The 22431-nt window shown below is 61.1% G+C and carries 18 protein-coding genes; 3 read left to right on the top strand and 15 right to left on the bottom strand.

The window, feature by feature from the left end:
• Nucleotides 1-30: 30 nt before the first annotated feature.
• From FE782_RS15500 to FE782_RS15480, 5 genes are all read right to left on the bottom strand, one after another.
• Entirely contained in the window at nucleotides 31-933 is a 903-nt protein-coding gene (locus FE782_RS15500; protein WP_138195123.1) for an ABC transporter permease, read from the bottom strand.
• A gap of 84 nt (nucleotides 934-1017) precedes the next feature.
• Entirely contained in the window at nucleotides 1018-2637 is a 1620-nt protein-coding gene (locus FE782_RS15495) for an extracellular solute-binding protein (RefSeq protein WP_138195122.1), read from the bottom strand.
• A gap of 213 nt (nucleotides 2638-2850) precedes the next feature.
• Nucleotides 2851-5112: a helix-turn-helix domain-containing protein gene (locus tag FE782_RS15490; RefSeq protein ID WP_138195121.1), complete on the bottom strand. Its 2262-nt coding sequence runs from the start codon at nucleotides 5110-5112 to the stop codon at nucleotides 2851-2853.
• 263 nt (nucleotides 5113-5375) lie between these two features.
• Nucleotides 5376-6386 (bottom strand): HRDC domain-containing protein, encoded by a 1011-nt coding sequence (locus tag FE782_RS15485; RefSeq protein WP_138195120.1) that lies wholly within the window; start codon nucleotides 6384-6386, stop codon nucleotides 5376-5378.
• Nucleotides 6387-6550: 164 nt separating this feature from the next.
• On the bottom strand, nucleotides 6551-6760 hold the full coding sequence (locus FE782_RS15480) for a hypothetical protein (protein WP_138195119.1): 210 nt from the start codon (nucleotides 6758-6760) through the stop codon (nucleotides 6551-6553).
• A 116-nt stretch (nucleotides 6761-6876) separates the two neighbouring features.
• Here FE782_RS15480 and FE782_RS15475 point away from each other — a divergent pair, with 116 nt between their 5' ends.
• Both FE782_RS15475 and FE782_RS15470 read left to right on the top strand, forming a co-directional pair.
• Nucleotides 6877-7173, top strand: coding sequence for a DUF3055 domain-containing protein (locus tag FE782_RS15475; RefSeq protein ID WP_138195118.1), 297 nt, complete (start codon nucleotides 6877-6879; stop codon nucleotides 7171-7173).
• A gap of 62 nt (nucleotides 7174-7235) precedes the next feature.
• Nucleotides 7236-7520, top strand: coding sequence for a hypothetical protein (locus FE782_RS15470; RefSeq protein ID WP_138195117.1), 285 nt, complete (start codon nucleotides 7236-7238; stop codon nucleotides 7518-7520).
• 261 nt (nucleotides 7521-7781) lie between these two features.
• Here the strand turns inward: FE782_RS15470 and FE782_RS15465 are convergent, their stop codons facing one another.
• Nucleotides 7782-8645, bottom strand: coding sequence for a 5'-3' exonuclease (locus FE782_RS15465; RefSeq protein WP_274388720.1), 864 nt, complete (start codon nucleotides 8643-8645; stop codon nucleotides 7782-7784).
• Between the two features lie 241 nt (nucleotides 8646-8886).
• On the opposite strand from FE782_RS15465, the gene FE782_RS15460 reads away from it, so the two are divergent.
• Nucleotides 8887-9174, top strand: coding sequence for a hypothetical protein (locus tag FE782_RS15460; protein WP_138195116.1), 288 nt, complete (start codon nucleotides 8887-8889; stop codon nucleotides 9172-9174).
• A gap of 58 nt (nucleotides 9175-9232) precedes the next feature.
• Here FE782_RS15460 and FE782_RS15455 read toward each other — a convergent pair whose 3' ends face one another.
• The 9 genes from FE782_RS15455 to FE782_RS15415 all read right to left on the bottom strand — a co-directional run bounded on the left by FE782_RS15455 (nucleotide 9233) and on the right by FE782_RS15415 (nucleotide 22407).
• Nucleotides 9233-10006 (bottom strand): LamG domain-containing protein, encoded by a 774-nt coding sequence (locus FE782_RS15455; protein WP_138195115.1) that lies wholly within the window; start codon nucleotides 10004-10006, stop codon nucleotides 9233-9235.
• Complete coding sequence (locus FE782_RS15450) at nucleotides 10003-11820, bottom strand: FAD-dependent oxidoreductase (RefSeq protein WP_138195114.1); 1818 nt, start codon at nucleotides 11818-11820, stop codon at nucleotides 10003-10005. Before FE782_RS15450 ends, FE782_RS15455 begins: the two co-directional genes overlap by 4 nt.
• Nucleotides 11807-12937, bottom strand: a complete 1131-nt coding sequence (locus FE782_RS15445; protein ID WP_138195113.1) for a M14 family metallopeptidase — start codon at nucleotides 12935-12937, stop codon at nucleotides 11807-11809. The genes FE782_RS15450 and FE782_RS15445 overlap by 14 nt, the downstream gene beginning before the upstream one ends.
• Nucleotides 12938-13011: 74 nt before the next feature.
• Nucleotides 13012-14895, bottom strand: a complete 1884-nt coding sequence (locus FE782_RS15440; RefSeq protein ID WP_138195112.1) for an Ig-like domain-containing protein — start codon at nucleotides 14893-14895, stop codon at nucleotides 13012-13014.
• A gap of 12 nt (nucleotides 14896-14907) precedes the next feature.
• Nucleotides 14908-16959, bottom strand: coding sequence for a hypothetical protein (locus tag FE782_RS15435; RefSeq protein WP_138195111.1), 2052 nt, complete (start codon nucleotides 16957-16959; stop codon nucleotides 14908-14910).
• Between the two features lie 277 nt (nucleotides 16960-17236).
• On the bottom strand, nucleotides 17237-18289 hold the full coding sequence (locus FE782_RS15430) for a LacI family DNA-binding transcriptional regulator (protein ID WP_158299411.1): 1053 nt from the start codon (nucleotides 18287-18289) through the stop codon (nucleotides 17237-17239).
• Nucleotides 18290-18338: 49 nt separating this feature from the next.
• Entirely contained in the window at nucleotides 18339-19784 is a 1446-nt protein-coding gene (locus FE782_RS15425; protein ID WP_138195109.1) for a M81 family metallopeptidase, read from the bottom strand.
• Nucleotides 19781-21082, bottom strand: coding sequence for an aspartate aminotransferase family protein (locus FE782_RS15420; RefSeq protein ID WP_138195108.1), 1302 nt, complete (start codon nucleotides 21080-21082; stop codon nucleotides 19781-19783). Before FE782_RS15420 ends, FE782_RS15425 begins: the two co-directional genes overlap by 4 nt.
• 44 nt (nucleotides 21083-21126) lie before the next feature.
• Nucleotides 21127-22407 carry a Gfo/Idh/MocA family protein gene (locus FE782_RS15415; RefSeq protein ID WP_138195107.1) on the bottom strand — a complete coding sequence of 427 codons (1281 nt, stop codon included), beginning with the start codon at nucleotides 22405-22407 and terminating at the stop codon, nucleotides 21127-21129.
• Nucleotides 22408-22431: the final 24 nt, after the last annotated feature.

Below are 22431 nucleotides of genomic sequence, written 5' to 3'. Positions count from 1 at the left end.
CGCTCCTTTCCTGTAATCGGATTCGCAACGCTACATAATGCTCTCGTCGGTAAGCTTCTTAGAAGCGTAGTTAGCCCCTAATACGAAAACGAGACCCACGACCGCCTGGAACAACCCGACCGCGGTCGCCAGCGTATATTGGCCGGATTCGAGTCCGACCCGGTAGACGAACGTGCTGAGCACGTCGGAATATTCGCGGACCGCCAAGTTGCCGATGACGTACGGCCGCTCGAAGCCGATGGAAATCATATGCCCCAGATTGATGATCAGCAGCACGAGAATGGTCGGCTTCAGTCCGGGAAGGGTGATGTGCCAGATTCGTCTCAGCCGGCCCGCCCCGTCGATGCCCGCCGCTTCGAACAGCTCCTTGTTGATGCCCGTGAGCGCCGCCAAGTAAATGATCGTACCCCAGCCCGCGCTCTGCCAGACGCCGACCGCCAAGTACGTGGTCAGCCAGTAGCCCTTGTCGGTCAGGAACGGGATCGCATCGAAACCGAGCGCGGTAACGACGTTGTTGATCATGCCGGATTGCGTGCCGAACACTTGATATACGATGCCGCCGATGATGACCCAAGAAATAAAGTGCGGAATATACAAAATCGTCTGCGACAGCTTCTTGAACCAGACCAGCCTCATCTCGTACAACAGGATGGCCAGGATGAGCGGCGCCGGGAACGAGACGAGCAGGTCTAGAAAATTGAGCATCAACGTGTTGCGCAGCGTGATGTAGAAATCGCGCATCCGGAAAATGTCCCGGAACGCTTCCAACCCGATCCACTCGCTGCCCTCGATGCCTTGAAAGAAGTTAAAGTCCTTGAATGCGATCTGAATGCCGTACATCGGCCCGTACTTGAAAATGACGAAATAGGCGAGCGGCAGGGCAAGCAAGGCGTACAGCTGCCAATACCTGCGGAGATATACGTTCCAGCTCAATGCGGATTCCTCCTTATGCGCCAGGCCGTTCGACGCGGAACAAGGCTGCCCCGTCCCGCGCCGAGCCCGTATTCGAGTCTGTCGTTAGTCGGCCTTCATCTCTTGATAAACAGCCTTCCGTTCGTCCAGAATCGCTTGGCCTCCGCTCGCCATGTAATCCTTCAACATCGTCTCGTAGACGCTCTCGAACTGTTCCGGCTTCGCCATCGTCGTCTTGACGATCATCTCGTTGAACTTGTCGAGCAGCGTCGTGCCGTATTTCGTCTGCGCCGCGATCGGCCGGTCGAGCAGCACCGGCGCGAACACGTCCGTGTTGGCCACCCGCTGCGCGGCGTCCACCTCGTCTTGAAATTCCGGCGGCATCTGCATCGCGCGCGCCTTCAGGTTCAATTCCATGCTTCCGAGCTGCTTGCCGTTCGACACGATCACCATATCGCCTACGTTATACAGCCGATTCGCCGCTTCTTCGGTCGGGTTCTCCACAGCTACCGGGATGCCGTCGACCATCGTGTAGTTTTCGCCCTCGACCCCGTTCTGCAATTCGAACAGGTTGTCGGCGGTCGCCATCCAGTCCAAGTATTTGATGGCCTCGACCGCGCGTTCGCTCGATTTCGGGATCATGATGTACATGCCGTTCGGCGCGTACATCGGCTTGGCGTGCTTTCCTTCCTCGTTGGCGTATACGTCTACAGGAGCGAGAATGGCGCCGGGTACGTTCGTCTGCAGCGTCTCATAGGAGCCATTATCATAGAACGGATTGATATCGTCCTCGCTGAAGAAGCCGATCTTCCCCGTCGAGACGTCTTCGCCTAATTTCTTTTTATCTTTGTCCAACGCGAAGTCCTTGCTCATCAGACCTTCGTTGTACAGCTTGTTCATGAATTGCAGCGCATCCTTGAAGCCGGGAAGCAGCGTCGGGTAATCGTTGGAGCCGAGCTGCTGCGTCAGCGTATATTTCTCTTCCTCCGTCGTCGGCTTGATGAACGACCAGATGAGCGGCTCGTATTGCGCGGAGGCGATCGTCATGCCGAGCGGAATGACCTGACCGCCCGTGCCGCCGGGATCCTGCTCCTTGAACGCTTTCAACACGGTATACAGCTCCTCCGTCGTCTGAGGCACCGGCATCCCGAGCTTGTCGAGCCAGTCCTGTCGGATGAAGGAAGCGTATTTCCCGAGGACCGAGCGCTTGGCGGGAATCGCGTACTGCACGCCTTTGTATTTTCCATACGCCAACACGTCTTCTCCGAGGAACGCCTTCAGGTTCGGGCCGTGCTCGTCGAGCAGCGCGCCGACGTCGGTCAATCCGCCCTGCTCGGCGTACCGGTTGAACGTATTCGGATCGTACGTAAATACGATGTCCGGCACGTCGCCGCCGCTCGCCATGAGGACGTTCAGCTTTTCTACCTCTTCGGAGCGCGGCACCGGCACGTATTCCATGTCGATGCCGTTCGGGTCGCCGAATCGTTCTTGAATGAGGTTCGTCATGTAGTTATCCGTGATGGTACTGCCTGCCGGCGAGTTGCCTCGGTCGAACACTTCGACCTTCAGCGTCACCCGCTCTCCCTTCGCCGCGCCGTCCGTGCCTTCGGCCGCTTCGGGCGCCGCGTTCGAACATGCCGCGAGCAGTAAGGTGCAGGCCAGTCCGAACGCCGTTGCCGCTCGTTTCGTTGCCGGAGCGACTTTTGCTCTTCTGATGCCGATCATTGTTCCAACCCCTTATACAAGTAAAGTTGTACCGCACAGGCGTCCGCCGCATTCGATAACGCTTACAACCGAGGCGGAGACGGCCCGATCGGAATGACGCCAGTATGGCACGGCATCCGGGCGAGCGGCAATAAACTAGTTTCCCATGCATAAACCGGGGCGGAAATTCCCTTAATATGGAAAATGAAACCGTATTCGCATGCTAAACCATTTTCAAATATCGCTTGAAATCCGCGTCGTTCCGGGCTTCAGCTTCAGCTTGCGGTAATCCCCCGGCGTCACGCCGACAAGGCGCTTGAACACGCGGCCGAACGTTATGGAGTTGGCGTACCCGACCTGAAGGGCGATGCGTTGGATCGATTCCTCCGTCTCCGCCAGCAGCCGCTCGGCGCGATCCATTCGCAGCTCCGCAAGATAATCGACGAACTTCATATTGAACGCTTCTTTAAAGAGGTAGCTGACGTACTTGCCCGAGATATGGAATCGATCGCTCAGATGCTTCAACGACAAGTCGGGATTCTCGAAATGTTCCTCGATATAAGCCTTCAATTCCTTGATCATCGCGAGATGGTTTTTCGTTTCGCTGTGCGCGACGTAGGTGCGGTAAATTTCGGTCAAACGTTCCGACATCCTCGATTTGAGCTCCGCGAGCGTAGCCGCTTCCTCCTCTGCGGCCTCGGAAGCTTCCGGAGCTTGGAAATGCGCCTGCAGCTCCGGCGACATCTCCGCCAGCTCGGTTCCGAGCATATCCATCAACGTCCGCAGCGCCGTTCGGATATCCTCGTCCTTCAGACGATCCGCCGCCATCTGATCGAACATCGCGTCGAGCGAATCGCGCCACTCGGCGTTCAGCAGTCTGAACGCCTTCACGAGCTCGGCGGCGGATTGGATATATTTATACCATTGCCGTCCGGTTTCCCCGGGCAGGTCCTCGCTCATCAGAATCGCTTCTTTGCCGAGCGACATCTTGTGCGACAGCGCGTCGAGCGCCGCGCGATAGGATCGACCGACTCCCTCCCAATCTCGCTCGACGGATCCGATGGCGAAAAACAAAGACAACCGCAGATGCTCGGCCACCCAATCCCGGCCCTTATCGGCGAACCGTCGAATCGTCTCCCGAAGCGACGACGGCTCCCCGTTCCATCCGACGATGACCCCCATCCGATTTTCGGCGATCCATTCCGCCCAGGCGTACATCCCTTCCGTCTGCGCCAGCTCCTGCAATACGTTCGTGAGCGCGAATTTCAACGTATGCTGATCCCGCGCGGAGAACGCCCGGCTGAAGTCCCGATAATGTCCGATCTCGACGACGACGAACGCCAATCGCTGCAGCCGCTTCGCCTCGGGAAGCATGCCCAGCTTCTTCAGCCGCTCGGCCGCCGTCTCTTTGGCGAGGCCCTGCATCATATCGTGGAACAGCTGACGCCGCTGGACGAGCAAATTTTCGCGTTGCTGCTTTTCGAAATCTTCGGTTTGCCGAATGAGCTTCTCCAGCGTCTGGTCGATGACCGACAGCTCATCCATCTTCAGTCCGAAGTCGTTCTCCGACATTCGGATCGATTCGATCCGATTCATAATGACCCGAATCGGCTGATAGTTCTTCCTCGTAATATAGAGAATATAGAAAATGGCGAAGACGATCGTCACCAAGCCGACCCCGACCCAAGCGTAGGAAATGACCGAAACCCACATGAACATCTGCCCCGCGGCGATGCCGGTTTCGAACGTCCACCCGAGCTGTTCGAACGTCGCCCGATTAAGCACCTTGCCGCCCGTCGCCGCCGACTCTTCCCGCTCCGCCGAACGGGTGGAGAACAACAAGCTTCCGTTCTCGTCGCGAACGTCCACGAACGAGACGTCGCCGTCGTTCATCGACCGGATCATCTGCTCGATCGAGTAGACGTCCGCGTTGACGACGAACAACCCCTCGGAGCCGAAGGGCAGCGGCCACCGCTTATACATGGAGACGACGCGCCGCTCCTGATCGATGCTGAACTCGCGGTACGTCCGAATGGACGACCAACCGCGGAACTCCGGACGTTCCATCGCCCGCTCGACGAAGCCCCGATCGGCGAAGCTTTCCCAACCGACGAGACCGCTCGTCGTCAGCACTTGCTTGTCTTCGAGTCTGTAAATATAAATGGAATGGATTAAGCCGTCGTTCGCCATCAGCTTTCTCATGCTGTCCGCCACGTCGATGACGACCTGACGATCTTCCCGCGTCGTTCTCGCGTTCAGCGCGTCGCGGTATCGGTCGTTCTTCTCGAGCTCCTCGAGCACGTCCATCTCGACCGCTCGCAACGATCGGGACAGACGGTCCAGCATATAATCCGTCGACAATCGGTCGGCCTTCACGGTTTCCTTATGCGAAATATCGTTCACGAGGATCAGGGACAGGAAGATCAGAATCGTCACCGTAAAGAAGAAAATCGGAAAATACGAAAGCAGCATGCGGCGGTACCAATTTTTCTTCATGTCCACACCACCTTTTCTTTGAGGGGAAGCGCTTTCCTATGGACATTTTAAAAGATAAAGGTACCCTAGGCAACCATTGGGATGGCTTGCCGCTTGCTCGACCTGCGCAAACTTATGCACCCGGATTGGGAACGATAGGCGGGGCACCCGAGAAAACAACCGAATGACCCGTAAGAGGTCGCTTCTTTCCATGCGTCCGTCTCACGGGTCAAGGTTACTGCTCTCTACCGGTCTAGCTCTATCCCGCTATCGTCCTCCGTCCGTCACCCCGCCTTCGCCGCGGTCGCCTCCTTCTGCCGGCGGAAGCGAATGCGCAGCAGCCGCAGCCATTCGTACGCGCGGTCCGACGGGACGTCCTTCCACAGCTCCTCTTCGTTCAGCTTCTGCAAAATCGGCTTCAGGTACCGGTCGCCCGCCTGACCGAACAGCTGAAGCACGCGCGCTTGCTGCTCCGACGGCACGTCCTTCGTCTCGACGGCGATGACCGGCTCGACGTCGTAGCCTTCCTTCTCCAGCTCCTCAAGCAGCGCCAGCGCTTCCCGCCGCGGCAGCGACGCGTTCGTCTTGAGCGTCTCGAGGTCGGTGCCGTTCAGTGCCGCCTCGAGCACCGCGTTCCGCTGCTCCTTGCGCTGCCGCTCCCGTTCGACGAACGCCTCCTGCTGCTGATGCAGCCACAGCTTGTACTGGGCGTAGTCGATGCGTTCCGGCACCCAATCGAGCGGGAACGTCGTCTCCCGCGCCGCCGCGCCCGTAATCGCTAGCAGCTCCTTGCCGTACAAGTCAGCCTTGAACGGCCCGAATCCCGGCAGCTGCAGCAGCTCGTCCCTCGTCTGCGGCAGGAAGGCGCTCAGCATGCCGAGCAGCCGGTTCGTCGCGACCATGTACGGCGCCTTGTTTTCCTTGCCGGCCTGCTTCCGCCGCCACTCCCGAAGCGCCTCGTACACCGCCTCGTTCTTGAACGCGTCGCCGTAATATTGCAGCTTCTGCACCCACTCCGAGCGGCCGTTGAGCGATTGCACGTCGCCCGTCACGTTGTCGAGCAGCGGCGCGTACCCTTCGGACATCTTCTGCAGCAGCTGCCCGCGGAACGCCGTCAGCATCTCGTTCCATCCGGCGCCCTCGAACCAGCACATCTCCGTCGTCTCCCCGCTCTCGTCCGGCTCGTTCCAATACACATGCCATACGCCGGAGTCTTCCCCGATCGTGACCTGCGCTTGGACGACGCCGCCCTCCTCCGTCCGCTTCTGCAAGCTGTTCATGAATACCCAGTTCATCCGTCAAAACTCCCCTTCCCAGGAAAATGATGATCATCGAACGACGACAAAAAAGCACCCCACTTACCTAGGTAAGTGAGGTGCTTCCTCGCCGATCACGTTCAATTGCCTTCACTATATCACGCGCCGAACGCGCTGACAAGCCTAATTTTACCACCGTACACTTAATACGAACCCGGTGCGGACCACCTTACTATAATCGTATATAGAGCGGCCGCGGCGACGACGAAGCCGGCGAAACCGAGCGCGTATACGCCTCGGCGAGACGCCATCTCGCGCACCTTCCAAGCTCTCTTGCCTCGCTCGACCGGCCCGATAAACACCGCTACCATTACATCCATCCACCACAGCATGATCGCGTGCAATCCTCGCATTCGCGTCCCTCCCCGCCGCCGTCTTTGCCGGAACCGCCTCGCTCCGGTATAATGATTGAATTACTGTTTTATACGCCGAACGGCTCCCAAAAGTTTCTCCCGAAGGAGGGAAATCCATGTCGAACGATTTCGATTTTTTATCGGACAGCACCGAACAAACGAGCACGCGCTACGTCACTATGGTGACGCCGAAGCTGAACCGGTTCGATCTCGCGATCTTGACGACGAACCGATTCTACGGCAAGAAGCTGATCATCGACATGCAAAGCGGCATCTCCGTCATTATCGGACCGGACGACCTCGATGAAGAAGGCTTGCTGGAGCGCCGGTTCCGCTTGAACGAAGAGCAAGCCGAGGAGCTTCACGAATTCCTGTCGCAAATCGTCGGTCCGATTTCGTATCCCGACGATTAACGTTTCATGAAAAACCTCCCTCCCGGACACGATAAGGAAATCCCGGGAAGGAGGTTTTTTGTATGGCTTTTCTGAAGGAAGATCGCTCGGAATATACCGACGTATCGACGGTGGAATCGCAGCGAAACGACCTCGCCTTCGAGGAGTTTCCGGAAGGACCGTACGGCTCGAGCCTGATCGTCGAATCGATCGGCAAGAGCGGACCGTGGCGCGAAGACCAGCGGTCGCCGAACCGGTTCAGTTACGAAAACCGAGAGCTTCACGAGGGAATGCCGCGTCAATTTCCGGGCGCTCATCGGACGCACGACGAAGAAGGCAACGAAAGCGCGTTCGAGGCCGAAATCTAAGCGTCGGGACGGGCGTAACGAAGAAGGAAGGCTCGGGCGACCGGGCCTTCCTTCTTCGTTGACGGACCTGCACCGACCGGCGATTGCACAAGAGTCGTGCACAATGTGCACCGCCATGAGGCTGAAAGTGCACAAGGGTTGTACAATCCGGCTGTGAATCGTACCCGTGAGGCCGCCGGCGGCCGGCAATTGCACAGGGACTGTGCAGAATGTGCACATACATAATGCTGAAAGTGCACAAGGGTTGTGCAATCCGGAAAACTACACGATATCCTTCAGCAGACCGCGGAACTCCAACTCCTCGAACTTCGCCCCGACGCGCTCCGGATCCGGCGCCCAGCGGCAAGCGTCGATCTCGCACGTCAGCGGCACTTCGCAATAGATGGTAGCCAGCTCGCGGCACAGATGCAGCATGTCGAGGTCCGCTTCGATCTTCTTCTTGACCGAAGCCGACAAGGCGTCGAGATTCGCGAGAATGCCCTCGATCGTCTCGTACTCCGACAGCAGCTTGATCGCCGTCTTCTCGCCGATGCCTTTGACGCCCGGGTAATTGTCGCTGCTGTCGCCGATGAGCCCCTTCAGGTCGATCACCTGCGGCGGCGTCAGCTGCTTCTCCGCGAGCAGCGCCTCGCGGTCGTACACCGCGTAGTTGCCGAAGCCCTTTTTCAACATCACGACTTTGACTCGTTCCGAGACGAGCTGCAATAAATCGTGGTCGCCCGTCAGGATGAGCACGTCCATCTCGCCGCCGTACTTGCGCGCGAGCGTGCCGATGCAGTCGTCCGCCTCGTAGCCGAGCACGCCGATGTTCGGAACGTCCAGCGCTTCGACGACTTCTTTCACGAGGTCGAATTGCGGAATGAGATCGTCCGGCGCTTCCGGCCGGTTGCCCTTGTACGCCGCGTAACGCTCCGTGCGGAACGTCTTGCTGCTCATATCCCAACAGACGGCTACATGAGTAGGTTCGTATGTACGGACCGCATCGGTCAAATACCGAACGAAGCCGTGGATGGCGTTGACGGGCACGCCCGATTTCGTCTTTCGCACGTACCCGCCGTACGCGGACGCGAAGTAAGCGCGGAACAGCACCGCCATGCCGTCGACCAATAACAACGAATTGGACACGAAGAAACCTTCCCCTTTGCTTGCAGACGGAAGCCTGCTTTTCTAGCATTATACCACAGCGGAAACCTACAAAGTGGAAACAACTCGCATAGGGAAATTGTTCCGAATCGACTTTTTTCGACCCCGGCGCCTACAAAAAACCTCCCTCCCGCAGTATAATAGAGTCAGCCCTGTTCCTTACCGTCAAACCCAGCGCGGATGCCGAGGGCATGATTTTGATGAAAAGGAGCGTGACCTCGGTATGACGAGCGAACAACAGGAATTAGTGCGGATGATCAGACAAGCGATCGCGGAAAGCCATGAGGATCTGAAGCAGGAAATCCAAGAACTTCGAGCGGAACTGAAAGCGGAAATTCAAGGGGTTCGAGCGGAGATTCAAGAGGTTCGAACGGAACTGCAAGCGGTTCGAACCGAAATGAACGCTCGCTTCGAGAAGGTCGACGAGGGCATGGACTACGTCCGGGAGAAAATCCAAGAGCACGACGAGGACATCTTTCGAATCAAGCGATTGCTTAAAGCTGTAACTTAAAAAATATCCAGTAATCGGCCTCGACCCGTACGCATAGGGATCGAGGCCGTTTCGTCGTTCATCGGATTTGCGCCGTCGCCTCGGCCATCCGGCGAAGGTCGTCCTCGGACAGCGCGCGGTCGAACACGGCGAGCCCTCCGAGCAAGCCGGTGTAGAAATTTCCCGGTTCGCCGGAACGATCCACCGCGCCGACCGTGAAGTCCGCGCCGTCCTCGCCCCCGTCGAAGATGCCCCCGTCGTACGGGTACGGATTGAACGCGTCCCGCACGTCCAGACGGCCGTCCAAGTACGACCGAGCCGCCTTGCCGTCGTACGTGAACGCGACGAAGCGCCACTCCCCGAACGGAACCGGCGTGCCGCCGATCGAAGCGTCCATGCAATATTTATAGCCGGGCGTCGGTCCGCCGACCGACGAGACGTGCCCGCACACCTGCTGCGAGCTGTTCCATATTTTCAAATTGAGAAAAAGGCAATACTGCCGCTTCCGCCGCGTCTCGTCCCAAAAGCCGGCGACCGCCTCGCAGCCGTCGTAAGCGACGGCTTCCCGTTTGACCCAAGCGGCGACGGTCAGCTGCGCCCGCGGCCCATGAAGGTTCAGCGCCGGACATCGTTCCCGCGGGATGCGGAACCATTGGCCGAAGCGCAGGTTCGCCGCATACGGCCCGAACACGCCGTCGTCCGCCCGTTCGATCGGACCGTTCCTCTCTTCAAGCCGATATTCGCAAGGCCCTTGAGAAACCCGCTCCGCCCCCGCTTCCTCGCGGAAGTCCCAGAAGGCGATCAGCCCCGGAACGGCTAACAGTTGCTCCGCATTCGAAGATAGATGCTTCATCCCTCGCAAATCACCTCCATTATTCTAGCGTGGTCCAAACCGTTCGTGCGGATGCCCTCGATGCGAAGCGCGGTCACGCCTTCCAACGCGACGTCGAACCGCAGCACCCGTCGGTGATTGTCGCGAACCGACGCGATCGACTCCGCGCCTCCGGCGAGCTTCGCGACTACGCGGCAGTCCTTCACCGTCTCCGGCTGCGGACGTCCCCAGCACATGCGGCGATAATGGGAATCTTGATGCGTTAAGGACAAGTGACGATGCAGCCCGGTATCGAAAACGAGCGTAACGGAGGACAACCGCACCGGTACGTCCCAAGTCAGCTCCAGCCAAGGGTCGGGATCCCGAGGATCGGACATCCACCGGTGCGTCCCCGGCTTCCGCAGATCGGGCCGCACGCCCCGCTCGCCGTGCACCGCGCGCGTCATCCCGTCGACGACGCACGAAGCCGGCCCTTGCGCCTGCTCGGAGGAGGCGGTCACGCGAGCCGAAGCGGCGAGATTGCCTTCCACGACCTTCCCTGGAAGGAACGCGCCTTGCCGAAGCAGCCGCTGCTGCGCCGCGCGGATCAGCGCCCCGTCGTTCCACGCTTCTTCCAACGGCCTGTCGGCCTGGAGCGCGACCGCGGCGAACGTGCCGAGCCCTTCCCCCATCGCGGCGCAGGTGCCCATCACGCGAGTGCTGGAGAAGGCGATATGCGTCGCGGAGGCGTTCCTCCCGGCGAACATCAGATTCGAGACGTTCTTGCTGACGAGCGCCCGCAGCGGGATGCCGTACAAGTACGGCGTATACGGCTGGCTGCACGGCGCTTCGTCCTTCGCGTCGATGCCCGCGGGCGGATGCGTATCCATCGGCCACCCGCCGTAGGCGATGACGTCCTCGAAGTCGACCGCCCGCTCGATATCGTTCTGGGTCAGCACATGTCGGCCGATAAACCTTCTGGATTCCCGCTTCCCGGGGAGAAACCCGAACCAATCGAGCGCCCAAGTTTCCGACTCCGGGTGGTTGCCGCTGTTTTTGATATGATCCCAGACGCCCAGCAGAATCGCGAGCAGTTCGTCTCGGATCGCCTCGTTATCCTTGATCGTGTCGATCGTTCCGCCGGTTTCGACCCACCAATACCCGTATTCCCAACTGCCGTGGTCCCGGAATCGCAAATCTTCCTCCGTAAACTTTCGGGCCCAAGGCGGGGGAACGAACGGCATGGACCGCCCCGTATCTCGGGCCGTAAACAACAGCGAGGACCCGAGGCGGCGGGCGTCCCGGGCCCGAACCGCGCCGGATTCGCCGTACTCGTCCCCCGCTTCCCGGCCGGTCGTGTACAGCGCCCCCGCTTCGAAGCCCAATCGTCCGTCCCCCGTGCAATCGGCGAACAGCTCCGCCTCGATGGCGAAACGATCCTCCGTGCTTTCCCGAACGGCATGGACGCGTCGGATGCGGTCTCCGTCCATCTCCGCGCCGACGACGGCCGTATTCAGCAGGAGCGTTAGATTCGGCTCGGCGCGGCACTTTTCGTACAAGATCAAATCCAGCATGCTGGCGCTCCGCTGCGGATTCCGTACCGAGCATTCCAGCATGATTTCTTCGACGATGCCGGTCTCCCGCGCTTCCGTCTCCAGCTCCTTGCCCCGGACGGAGGAGCCGGACACGTGCATCCGAATTTCCGAGGAAGCGTTCCCTCCCAATACGGGGCGGTCGTGGCAGAGCACGACGTTCGCGCCTCCCCGGCTGGCCGCGATCGCCGCCGCGACGCCGGCGAAACCTCCCCCCGCGATCAGCAGCTGCGTCGTTATCCGCTTCGTCTCACCGGTCCTCATCGTGTCTTCCTCCTTCCAGCATATAAGCTTCTAAGGCCGCCGCGAAATCGGCGCCGAACCGCCGGCAGCTATCCGGCGTAACGACGCCCCCCTCGACTCCGAAGTACGGAAGTTCGAAGGAGAACGCCAGCCGCGCGCCCCGCCGCTCGAAGAACGAGCTGCAGGTGCGGTCGTTCGGCTGATTCCAATCCTCGCCCGCCTCGATGTCGTGCGCCCCGTCGTACCGCAGTTCGTTCGCAGCCGCCTCCGAACGGCTCGTCGCGCGCATCAGCAGCGCCCCGAACCGTTCGATTTCCTCCTTCATCGGCGAACGGCGCTTGACGATGAACGGTCGATCGTTGCGGCCTCCCCATAAATACGGGCTATGGAAATCGATGCCGACCTCGAGGGGGAGGGCGCTTGCGTAGGCCGTCAGCGCCGCGGTCGAGCGGTACAGAGGACGATCCGTATAGTCCCGGTTATGGTCGTGAGGCGCCCGGCCTTTGCCCTGATCGCCGCGTTCCGCGCCGTCGAGATCGACGAAGGGTACGTAATGGAGTTTGCATTGCGTAAGAAACAGGGAATAAGGCGGCTGTAGGCAATGCTCCAAGAAGCCTTCCATGACATAACCGGATACGGATTCGCACGCGTGATGACGGCACGTAATCAGGATATGCCTCTCGGCGGAGGCGTCCCCCGCGACGAGCAGCGGCAGCGCGCGGAGCCGCTCGGACACGGCCAGCACCTTCCGGCGGACGAGCGGATGCGGGGATATGCGAGCGTAGAACGTTTCGAAATGGTGTTGCTGGTACGGGATGCAATAGCTGAAGTACGCCTTCTCTCCGGCTTCGAACGCGTACGCGAACGACGCCCGCGAGCTTCCCGAAGCGTCCGCGCCGAGCCACGTCCATTCGATGCCGTCCCGACTGTACGCCGGTCCCCACGGTCCGATCACCTCGCCGTTCGCGAACTCGAACGCGACGGCGCGAGCTTCGGCGGCGGTCGCCGCGAAGCTCCAGTAAAACCACCAGCCCGACGTATCGCGCAGCTGCTGCTCGAGCGCGACGACGCCGGACGCTTGCCCGATGACGCGAATGTTGCCGCCGGCGTAATCGTCTTCGATGGCGATGCCGTTCATCCTTACTCCCTCCTGACGCGCGGAATCGCAGCATCCGGCTTCCTCCAAGCCGAATGCTGCGAATCGTGAAACGCTTATTGGTTATGCGGGACCGTAACGGTCGCCTCGACCGTCGTTACGTTCCCCGCGACGTCCGCGATCGCATACGTAATCGTGTAGACGCGGCCGCTTCCGCCGTCGGATCGCTCCGCCCGCAGCGAGAAGCTCGTATCTTCCGTTCCGTATTCCGCGTCCGCGACGTCGCCCGGCACGTCTTCGCCGTCCGTGCCTTCGTCCGGTTCGCTGCTCGCAATCGAGACGAGCCGGACGGACGCGACGCCCGAGCCGCCTTCGCCGTCGCCGGACGTCACCGTCGCCTGGATCGGCATCAGCTTATGGTTCGGCGGCCAAAGCACGGCGACGTCGAGTACGACCGCCGCTTCCGGCGCGCTCTTGTCGATGGCGATCGTCGCGGTTCGCGTCGCTTCCACATGACCGGCGTTATCGACGCCGCGATATTCGACGACGTGCGCGCCGTCCTCCGTCAGGACGATCGGCTCGACATAGACGGTCCAGTCGCCGCCGTCGATCCGATATTCCGTCCGGTTCGCGCCGACGGCATCGTCGGCGGTCGTCGCCAGCGCGACCGTCACGTCCGACGTATACCATCCGCCGCCGCCGTTCGGCTCGCCGGGCGAGATCGACGCCGTCGTTTCCGGACCGCGGAGAACCGTCACGGACACCGTCGCCGTCGCCGTTTCGCCGGAAGCATCGGTCGCGACGACCGTGAACGCGTCCGTTCCGACGTAATCTTCGTTCGGCGCGTACGTCCAGTCGCCGCCTTCCGTCACGGTCGCCGTCCCGTGGAGCGGCGCCGTCCCGAGCGCGAACGTCAGCGCGCCGCCGTCCGGATCCGTTCCGACGATCGTGCCGGCGGCCGGCGTGTTTTTCAGGGTCGAGTAGGTAACGTCGGCGACCGTCGGGGCTTCGTTTTCGGCAAAAAATCGATTCTTCAAATCTGCCGTCCGCGCGTCCTCGGCGTCGTACCGAAGCTCGAACCACTCGTCGACGTGAGCGTACATCGCATCGACCTCGGCCGCGCTCATCGCGTCCAAATTCGAAATTTCCGCCCCCTTCGCTTCGCCCTCCGCGATCAGCGGCTGCAAATACCGATTGAAGAAGCGCTCGTCGTCCGCGTCTCCGTTCAGCCACGTCGCGCGCAGCGTCGCGGACGTTTCGTTAAATTTCGCCCACGCTTTCCGGATCACGTTCTTCTGGATGTTCGTCCGCTGTTCCGCCGTCGGCGCCTGGATGTCGAGCACGTTGAACCGGCCCGCCTGATGCACCCGTCCTCCCCATGTCGGCGAATGGGACGGCGACCAGCGGATCATCGCGAATTCCCAATCCTCGCCGTTCAACGGGACGTGTTCATAGTACGTCTCCCACGGGATCCGCACCACGGTGCCCCAGCCCGTCGGAATTTCCTCGTTCACGACCGTGACGTTGCCCTTCAACGGACGGTTATTTCGGTATTCCGTCTGCCATTCGAAATAATCGACCGGTCCGCCGTTCGTCGGTATAATCATCTGATGGTAGGGAAGATCGCCATGCCCGGTCTGAAGGAAAATTTCGAGGGAGCTGTTCTTCAATACCCCGTTCGCTTCCCGCTCCTGCTCGTTCGACTGGAAGAATATATTCATTCCTTCCTCGTTATAGACGATGTAGAAGCCAGTGTCGCGGGGGCCTCCCGGAGCGATCGGCGTTTCCACCCAATATTGCACGAACCGATTTTCCTTGTACTCCGGGTTGTCGAAGTAATCGCTGTTGTACCAGTCCATCGGCGTAGACAAATCTTCGGCCGAATACGTCACTTCGTACGTCAGCTTGCCGGCGTCGGCCGCGGACGCCGCCGGCACGCTCGAGGCGAACAGGACGGACGACATCAGCAGCGCCGCAAAGCGTTTCGTTGTTTTCAACATGGATATCCCCCCTTATTCCGCGTCGGCCAAGTCGATCAGCTTCGTAATATGATGAATCATTTCCAGTCGAATCAGATCTGCGTTCGTCGATCGTTCGTCGGTCGCCTCCAGCCATGTCAGCGCCTTGTTCGCGGCGGCGGCGCGCTCCGGATCGCCCGAAGCCGCCGCTTCCGCGGCCAGCTGCTTCAGCTTCGTCGCATAGCGGATATCGTCGATGCCTTCGCGGAACCCTTCCCATGCGAGCGTGTCGATAATGTCCGTCTTCGTCGGGTATACCAAGTTCAGGGCGCGGAACGTGCCGTCGATTTCGTCGTTCCACGTGTTGAGGAAGTTCTCGTAATAAATGTAGTTGTAGGTAGCGTCGTAATTTGCTTTATAGAGCCACATGCCGTGGCGTTGGCGCATCAAATCCGGATTTTCCGGCCCGGTATGCGGATACGCGTAGTTCGTGATGCGCTTCTCTTCGCCGAACGCGTGCCAAGCGGCCGCCTTCTCCCGCGTCGGGTCTCCGACCCAGTTGAGGAAGTCCTGCTTGACTTCCAGGTCGAGATGCGAGTCATGCCCCGTCGCGAACAGGTTCACGCCGAGTTCTTCCTTCGCGTATTTCCACATTTCCTGCTGCCATTGAAGCAAGCTCCAGCCCGCCTCGTCCCAACCGTCGAAGTACAAATTCGAGTGGCCGACGATGTCCGTCACGGCATCGTAAATTCCGGCGAGTTCCGTTTTGTGGGTTTCGATCCCCGTGCGCCAGTTGTTGTAGTGCTGCTCCATCTTCAGTCGATTCGTTTCCGTCGGGTTCGCCTCGTAAGCCGCCTTGGCGGCGACATAGCTGTTGTATTCGTTGAAGAAGTGGTAAGGCGCGAACGCCGGCGCAACGCCGAAGAGCGGATCCAGATCGAGTCCGGCTTGCCGCATCAATTCGATCTGACGGATGAAATGCTGCGGTTCCGAAGTTCGATAGATCGGGCCCGGAATGTTGACGGCATTGTGTTCGGCCATGTTGCGATACGTGTTCAGCAGCTTCTCGTCGACCAGCGCGCTATTCCCGCCGCTCGCATCCATATATTCCTTGACGCGGCTCTCGTGGTACAGCATGACGTAGAAATCTTTGTCCAAGTTATAGTACGTCTTCGGGTCCGGCAGCTCGAACGGCAGCACCCTGATTTTCAGCTCGAGCTCCCCTGCGGGAACGCCGTCCGCCGTAATGCCGATCGTGCCGGTATAAATCCCTTCCGGCGTCCCGGCGGGCACCTTCGTCGTCACCCACATCTGCTTCGATTCGCCCTGCTTCAGCGCGATCGGCAGCAGCGTCGGACTGTCCGCGACGGGTTCCGCCAGGTGATCGAACTTCTTGGCCGGCTTCGTGAAGACGTCCACGTATTGGGAGCCGGTCGGGTAATCGACGCGGAGGAAGTTCTTCTTCTGCGCATGGTCCACCAGGATCAAGCTTTCGTCATGCAGCAGCAGCTCGGGCGTCAGGACGTCTTTGGTCGCGTCGTAGAAGTAGCTTTGCCACGCCGTCCCGCCTTGGTACCAGGTCTTGACGACGTGCATGTCGACGGCGGATGCCGGGATCGTGCCGCCTTCCCCTTGCAAGTCGCCTACATGGAACGAGACCGAGCTCGCGTCGCGCAGCGGGGCGAGGACGAAAGAGGACGCCTCGTATTCGTCTTGCGCGGAGACGACTCTCAGCGAATCGCTGACGGCGCCGTCCGACGGCAGCGAATCCGGCAGCCGCTTCTCCGGGCTGAGCGCCGGCACCTCGTACACGACGAACGGCGAATTCGTCCACAGCTCGCTCCCCTCGACATCGGTCGCTACCTTCAAGGCGTACGCCAACTTGCGCTCGGCGTCCGCGGCGCCGCTATCCGCCAGCGCGTCTTCGATAAATGACTTCAGCTGCGGGCGGCTCGTCGTCTCCGCCAGCTGCTGCAGACGCGTTATCGTCTGCGGCAAGGACGCATTCCCTTCCGTCGCCGCCGCCTTGTTCGCCGCCGCCGGCGAGACGGCGGCGATCGCAATGCCGAAGATGCAGGCGAAAATCAGAAGACGTCGTTTCAACATAAGAAATTCACTCCTTCTTCGATCGATTGGGTTCCTGCGTTACCTTTCGACTCCACATCGGCGATTCGATTGCCGCGATCCCCCCTTTCCCTGAACTCAAATATGGAAGCGCTTGCATCCTACAATGCTCCCATGCCGTCGAGCCGTCCCCGTCCGGAAAATTCGAACCGTCCGTCCGACTGCCCCTTCCCCGCAACTGCCTCCTGCGACCCAAAGATGCGTCGTTATACCATAAGCATACAACCACCAATAGTGCCCATCTAGTTCCACTTTTGTTTCATTTTGTCATTTTATTCATGATAACTTTCCGGACGGTGTCGCCTTCGCGCCATCGGCACATCAACCGCGAATGCTCGTAAGGCAAATGCGGATTCGCGATCCGCCACAGCATACGGTCCGCCGCCCTCGCCCCGGTGTCTCGCACCGGGAGCGCAGGGCAGGTAATGTTCGGGAACGCGGCGCTTTCCGACGTCTCCAGACTGACGACGGACACCTCGTCCGGAACGGCGATGCGCAGCGCTTCGCACGCCGCCGCGACCCACGGCAGCAAATACTCGACGGCGCATATGACCGCGGTCGGCCGCAGGCGCTCCCGCTTCTCGGCGAACGCCCGAATCCATCGCTCCAGCGTCGGCGCCGGCTCCAGCAAGCATTCCCGCGGATCGAGCCGAATGCCGTTGTCCGCCAGCGCTTCCTTGAACGCTTGCCACCGCAAGCGGAACCCCCGATGCCCCTCGGTATGACCTGCGTATACGATCCGGGTATGCCCCGCTTCCGCGAGAACGTCGACGCAGCGAGCCATCGCGTCGTATACATCCCAGACGACGCTGTCCGCCTCGACGCCGGCCTTCGGATAATTCAGCAGAATCTTCGGGGAGGGCAGCTCCAGCAGCGCCTTCTCCAACGCCGGAGATAGCAGCGGAGCGATGAAGATGCCGGATGCGTAAGGAATGCCGCTCCGCTCGACCCACTCCCGCAGCGCCGAAGGCGTCTTCGCCCGAACGGGGCACGCGATTCGATCCAACCGGTGCCCGAGCTCGGCCAGCCGTTCGCGGATGCCTTCGCCGAGAACGTCTACGATCCCGCCGTCTCTCTCCGTCGCCAACACGAAACGATGCTGCTTCCCGCCGTATCGCGCGACGCCGCCTATGGCCAACGACAGCTCTTGCGCTTTCGTTCGGTAGCCCATCTCCCTTGCGGTGCGAAACACTTGCCGCCGAGTTTCCTCCGACATGCCGTGCCGGCCTCGGAGCGCTTTGGAAACCGTATGGACGGTCAGCCCCATCTTCGCGGCGATGTCCTTAAGCGATACTTCTTTCCTGCGCTTCATGTCCATCCCTCTTTCCCCGGAGAGGGCATGCGCCGTAGACCGCATGCCGTTATCGTTCGATCGGGAACATGCCGCTGCGCAATCGAGCGTAGCGGAACCTGCGGAAGCTCGCGGAGGTGACCCCGGCCGCGTCCACCTCGACGGAGGCTCGGGCGATTCTGCCGTAAGACGACTTCCATTGCACGGCGCCTTTGACGGCGATATACCGCATATGTTTCAAGTGCAGTCCTACGCTTTCGATCGCCGCCAGGTCGAACGCCGGAACGCGCTCCGTCGTTAAGACGATGTAGACGCCGTCGCAATCGACGACGGCCGTAAGACCCATATATTTCGGTTCGCCTGTCCGCTCGCTGCGGTAATGACCGTCGCTGAGCCGGGCGACGGTCCCCCGAATGGCGACGCTGTCCCCGTGAAGGCGGTCCGTCTTCCCGCCGACCTTCGTCGAAAGCAGGCCGCCGATGCCCGCCTCGATCGCCGCAAGCACCGCTTCGGGGTCGGCGAGCATGACGACGGAGGGCTTCAATCCATGCCTCAGGATGGCCGCAAGCACGTCCGTCCCGTCGCCGGAAGAGCCGCCCCCCACGTTATCGCTGGAATCGACCAACACGACGGGATAGACGTTCGACGCTTTCGCGAGGACGACCCCCTCGTCCGGGGAAGGCAGCGTAACGGCGAACTGCCGCTCCATGGCTTCGAAGGCGCGCCCGATGTCCCGGGCCCGACGTTTCGCGCCTGCCGGGTCCCCGTTCGTCGTCACGATAAATCCCATGCCCGCCCAATAGACGTCGGCGTAAGGGAAGCCGCCGGTGATCGTCACGTTGACGACGCCCGGTTCCTTCTCGATCCGGTGCGCAAGGTCGATGAGCGTGTTCATAGGCGGGGCGTCCGTCAGCATGGATTGTACCGCCGGCATAGCGGAAGGCTTGTAGAGGGAAGAGGTCGGCGAGAGGTCGCCGAGGAGTATGCCATGAAGGATGTCTACCGCTTCCACGGCCCTGGGGTAATAATCGGTGTGCGGATACGTGTCGTATCCGACGAGACAATGCGACAAGGTAACCATCTCGGGGCTGACGTTGGCGTGAAGATCGATCGTGCAGACGATCGGCACGTCGGGGCCGAACCTCTCCCGGCATCGCCGCAGCAGCCAGCCCTCCGCGTCCTGCTCCTCCGACGTGACCATGGCGCCGTGCAGCACGAGCAGAATGCCGTCCGCGCCGGCATCCAACGAAGCCACCAATTCCTCCGCGAGCTGCAGGAACGACGCGTGCTCCACCACCCCGCCGGGAACCGCCTCCGCATACAACGCAGGGGACAACCGGACGCCCAACGCTTCCGCTCGGTCGATGATCCCGCCCCACGTCCCCTCCGTTCCTCGGTAGCGATCGACGATGTCCCCGCCTCTCAGCAGCGCGCAGCGTTGGAACTGCGGAAGCTCCGTTCGCAAGGCGACGAACGTATTCGTTTCGTGAAACAAGCCGCCGACGGCGATGTTCATGGATTTCCCCCCGCCTCTTTCAGCTTTCTGACGCTTCTTTCGAACCGATGCGCCGTATCGTCCACATCCGCCTCCGCGTGCGCCGCGGACAAATACCACAGCCCGCTCGGCCGGACCATGACGCCTTCCCGGAGCAGCCGTTCGGCCAGCGCGGCGAACCGTGCGGCGTCCCGGCGGACGAATTGCTCGTACCGCTCCACCGGCCGCTCCTCGGCGAACATCGTGTGGAACACCGGTCCGCAGCGATTCACGATGAACGGAAGACCTTCGCGGGACGCGATCTCTTCGAGGGCGTCCGTCAGTCGGACCGTCAGCGACTCCATCCGGCGATACGCCGCTCCGCCGTCCTCCTCCAGCGCTTCGATCGTAGCGACGGCGGCCGCCGTACAGAGCGGATTTCCGTTTAACGTCCCCATGTGGGTCACTCGGTTGTCCGCGATCAGCTCCATAATGTCGCTTCTGCCGGCTACCGCGCTGAGCGGCATCCCGCCGGCGACGGCTTTGCCGAGCGTCGTCAAGTCCGGCGTTACGCCGAGCGCCGCTTGGGCGCCCCCTAGGCCGAGCCGGAAGCCGGTGATCACCTCGTCGAAAATCAACACGGTCCCGTGGGCCGCCGTAAGCTCCCGCAGCCGCTCCAGGTATCCCGGCAAGGGGGGCAAGCAGCCCGAGTTGCACATGATCGGCTCCGTGACGACGGCGGCGAGCTGTTCGCCGTATCGCCGGAAGCACGCCTCCAGCGCTTCGACGTCGTTCCACGGGAGCGGCACGAGCTCGGACAGCGCGAGCGGGTCCTGCCCGGCCGTGCCGGGAACGGCGCCGTCCCCGCCGGTCGCCGGAGACGTAAAGACATTATCGAACCAGCCGTGGTACTGGCCTTCGAATTTGACGATCTTCTTTCGCCCCGTGAAGGCGCGCGACAGCCGCAGCGCGACGTGCACCGCCTCGGAGCCCGTGCTGCAGAAGCTGACCAACTCGGCGCTCGGTACATGCTGCACGATTTTCCGGGCCAATTCGATCTCGCCGCGATGCTGCGTACCGAACGCTTGCCCCCGTTCCGCTTGGCGCCGAACCGCCTCGACGAACCGGGGATGCGCATGCCCTAGAATTTGCGGGCCGTAAGCCAAGATGTAGTCGATATACGCGTTCCCGTCGACGTCGAACAACTTGGAGCCCTGCGCGCGCTCGGCGAAGATCGGCACCGGCTTCATCGCCAATCGTAAATTGCTCGCGACGCCCGCGGCCAACACTTGCTTGGATTCCTCGTACATCCTCCGGCTAACGTCGAATCCCGATCCCATTCGGATTCCCCCTTCTCCCGATCCGGCCTCGGTCCGGACGAGCGTTACGTCCGACGCGCGTATTCCCGATGATACCGATCTCGGAACGCCGCCAGCGACACGACTTCCTTATGGATGCGCGACCGCTCCGCGGCGAACGCCATCAGATGGCTCTGGACCGAATGCTCCGCCGCGGTCAGCCCTTTGCCCTTGCCGCCCTCCCGCACCAACCGGACGAAATCGCGAACGATGCCCCCGTCGCCTCCGCCGTGTCCTCCTTCCGCGCCGGCCCCGTCCAAGGGGATGCGCTCGCGCGCGCCCGCGCCGAATCGGATCAGCTCGATGTCGTCGTTCTCCATCGAAGCGCGGATTTCGCCTTCGGTCCCCATCAACTTGATCGTTCGGGACACGTCATTCGTGAACGCGGTCATCGTGAAGGCGGCGGTCACTTCGTTGGCGAACTCGAGGTTGACCGCTTGGTGGTCGACGACGTCGTTGTCGCAGCGGTACACGCAGCGTCCGTAAGGTCCTTCCTGCAGCGCCCGGAGTCGCGCCTCGTAGCTCGGGTCGTCGCTGATCGCCGCGCCGAGCCACCCGGGGTCCTCCGTCAAGTACACCTTGGGAGCGTAATACAGACACGTCTCGGACGCCGGGCAGCCGTCGGTGCATCTCTCGGGAGCGCCTTCGGGCGCGTTCTCCGCCTTGAAATGCGAGAGCGAGCCGGCGGAAGCGACGCTGACGCAATCCGCCCCGGCGAGCCATAACAAGATGTCCATGTCGTGACACGACTTGGCGAGAATCATCGGACTCGACTCGGCCGAGTTCCGCCAGTTGCCGCGGACGAAGCTGTGCGCTTGGTGCCAGTAGCCCACGTTTTCGTTATGCTGAATCGCTAGAAGGCGCCCGATCCGCCCTTCGTCGATCAAGCGCTTGATCGTGCCGAAGAACGGCGTATAGCGAAGCACGTGGCAGATCGAAAAGACGAGCCCCAGCTCCTTCGCCTTCTCCCCCATCGCGATGCATTCGACGGGATCCGGCGACATCGGCTTCTCCAACAGCACGTGGTATCCCGCCTCGAGAGAACGCATCGTCGGTTCGTAATGCATCTTGTCTTGCGTGCACACGAAGACGGCGTCCGCCAGCTTCGGCCGCGACAGCAGCTCCCGCCAATCGGCGAAGCACATCGCCGCGTCGATGCCATGATCCAGCCTCATCTTCTCCCGACGGTTCGCGTTCGGATCCGCCACGGCGACGACCTGCATCTCTTCCGGGTGTTTCAACGCATATTCCGTATACCCTTGCCCCCGCAATCCGGCGCCGATCAGCGCCACCCTCGCCTTGCTCATTCCGCGACCCTCCTCTCGCGCCTT

Origin of the sequence: Paenibacillus antri (genome assembly GCF_005765165.1) — a bacterium.
GTDB lineage: Bacteria > Bacillota > Bacilli > Paenibacillales > YIM-B00363 > Paenibacillus_AE > Paenibacillus_AE antri.
Note: the sequence above shows the minus strand (reverse complement) of the source record. Positions and strands in the feature narration are given on the sequence as shown.

Bases quoted from the DNA above. Each gene is read 5' to 3' on its own strand.
- FE782_RS15435 (WP_138195111.1), bottom strand. From the start codon at position 16,959: ATGTTGAAACGACGTCTTCTGATTTTCGCCTGCATCTTCGGCATTGCG.
- FE782_RS15445 (WP_138195113.1), bottom strand. From the start codon at position 12,937: ATGAACGGCATCGCCATCGAAGACGATTACGCCGGCGGCAACATTCGC.
- FE782_RS15475 (WP_138195118.1), top strand. From the start codon at position 6,877: ATGTCGAACGATTTCGATTTTTTATCGGACAGCACCGAACAAACGAGC.
- FE782_RS15430 (WP_158299411.1), bottom strand. From the start codon at position 18,289: ATGAAGCGCAGGAAAGAAGTATCGCTTAAGGACATCGCCGCGAAGATG.
- FE782_RS15425 (WP_138195109.1), bottom strand. From the start codon at position 19,784: ATGAACATCGCCGTCGGCGGCTTGTTTCACGAAACGAATACGTTCGTC.
- FE782_RS15490 (WP_138195121.1), bottom strand. From the start codon at position 5,112: ATGAAGAAAAATTGGTACCGCCGCATGCTGCTTTCGTATTTTCCGATT.
- FE782_RS15485 (WP_138195120.1), bottom strand. From the start codon at position 6,386: ATGAACTGGGTATTCATGAACAGCTTGCAGAAGCGGACGGAGGAGGGC.
- FE782_RS15420 (WP_138195108.1), bottom strand. From the start codon at position 21,082: ATGGGATCGGGATTCGACGTTAGCCGGAGGATGTACGAGGAATCCAAG.
- FE782_RS15495 (WP_138195122.1), bottom strand. From the start codon at position 2,637: ATGATCGGCATCAGAAGAGCAAAAGTCGCTCCGGCAACGAAACGAGCG.
- FE782_RS15450 (WP_138195114.1), bottom strand. From the start codon at position 11,820: ATGAGGACCGGTGAGACGAAGCGGATAACGACGCAGCTGCTGATCGCG.
- FE782_RS15415 (WP_138195107.1), bottom strand. From the start codon at position 22,407: ATGAGCAAGGCGAGGGTGGCGCTGATCGGCGCCGGATTGCGGGGGCAA.
- FE782_RS15460 (WP_138195116.1), top strand. From the start codon at position 8,887: ATGACGAGCGAACAACAGGAATTAGTGCGGATGATCAGACAAGCGATC.
- FE782_RS15455 (WP_138195115.1), bottom strand. From the start codon at position 10,006: ATGAAGCATCTATCTTCGAATGCGGAGCAACTGTTAGCCGTTCCGGGG.
- FE782_RS15480 (WP_138195119.1), bottom strand. From the start codon at position 6,760: ATGCGAGGATTGCACGCGATCATGCTGTGGTGGATGGATGTAATGGTA.
- FE782_RS15440 (WP_138195112.1), bottom strand. From the start codon at position 14,895: ATGTTGAAAACAACGAAACGCTTTGCGGCGCTGCTGATGTCGTCCGTC.
- FE782_RS15470 (WP_138195117.1), top strand. From the start codon at position 7,236: ATGGCTTTTCTGAAGGAAGATCGCTCGGAATATACCGACGTATCGACG.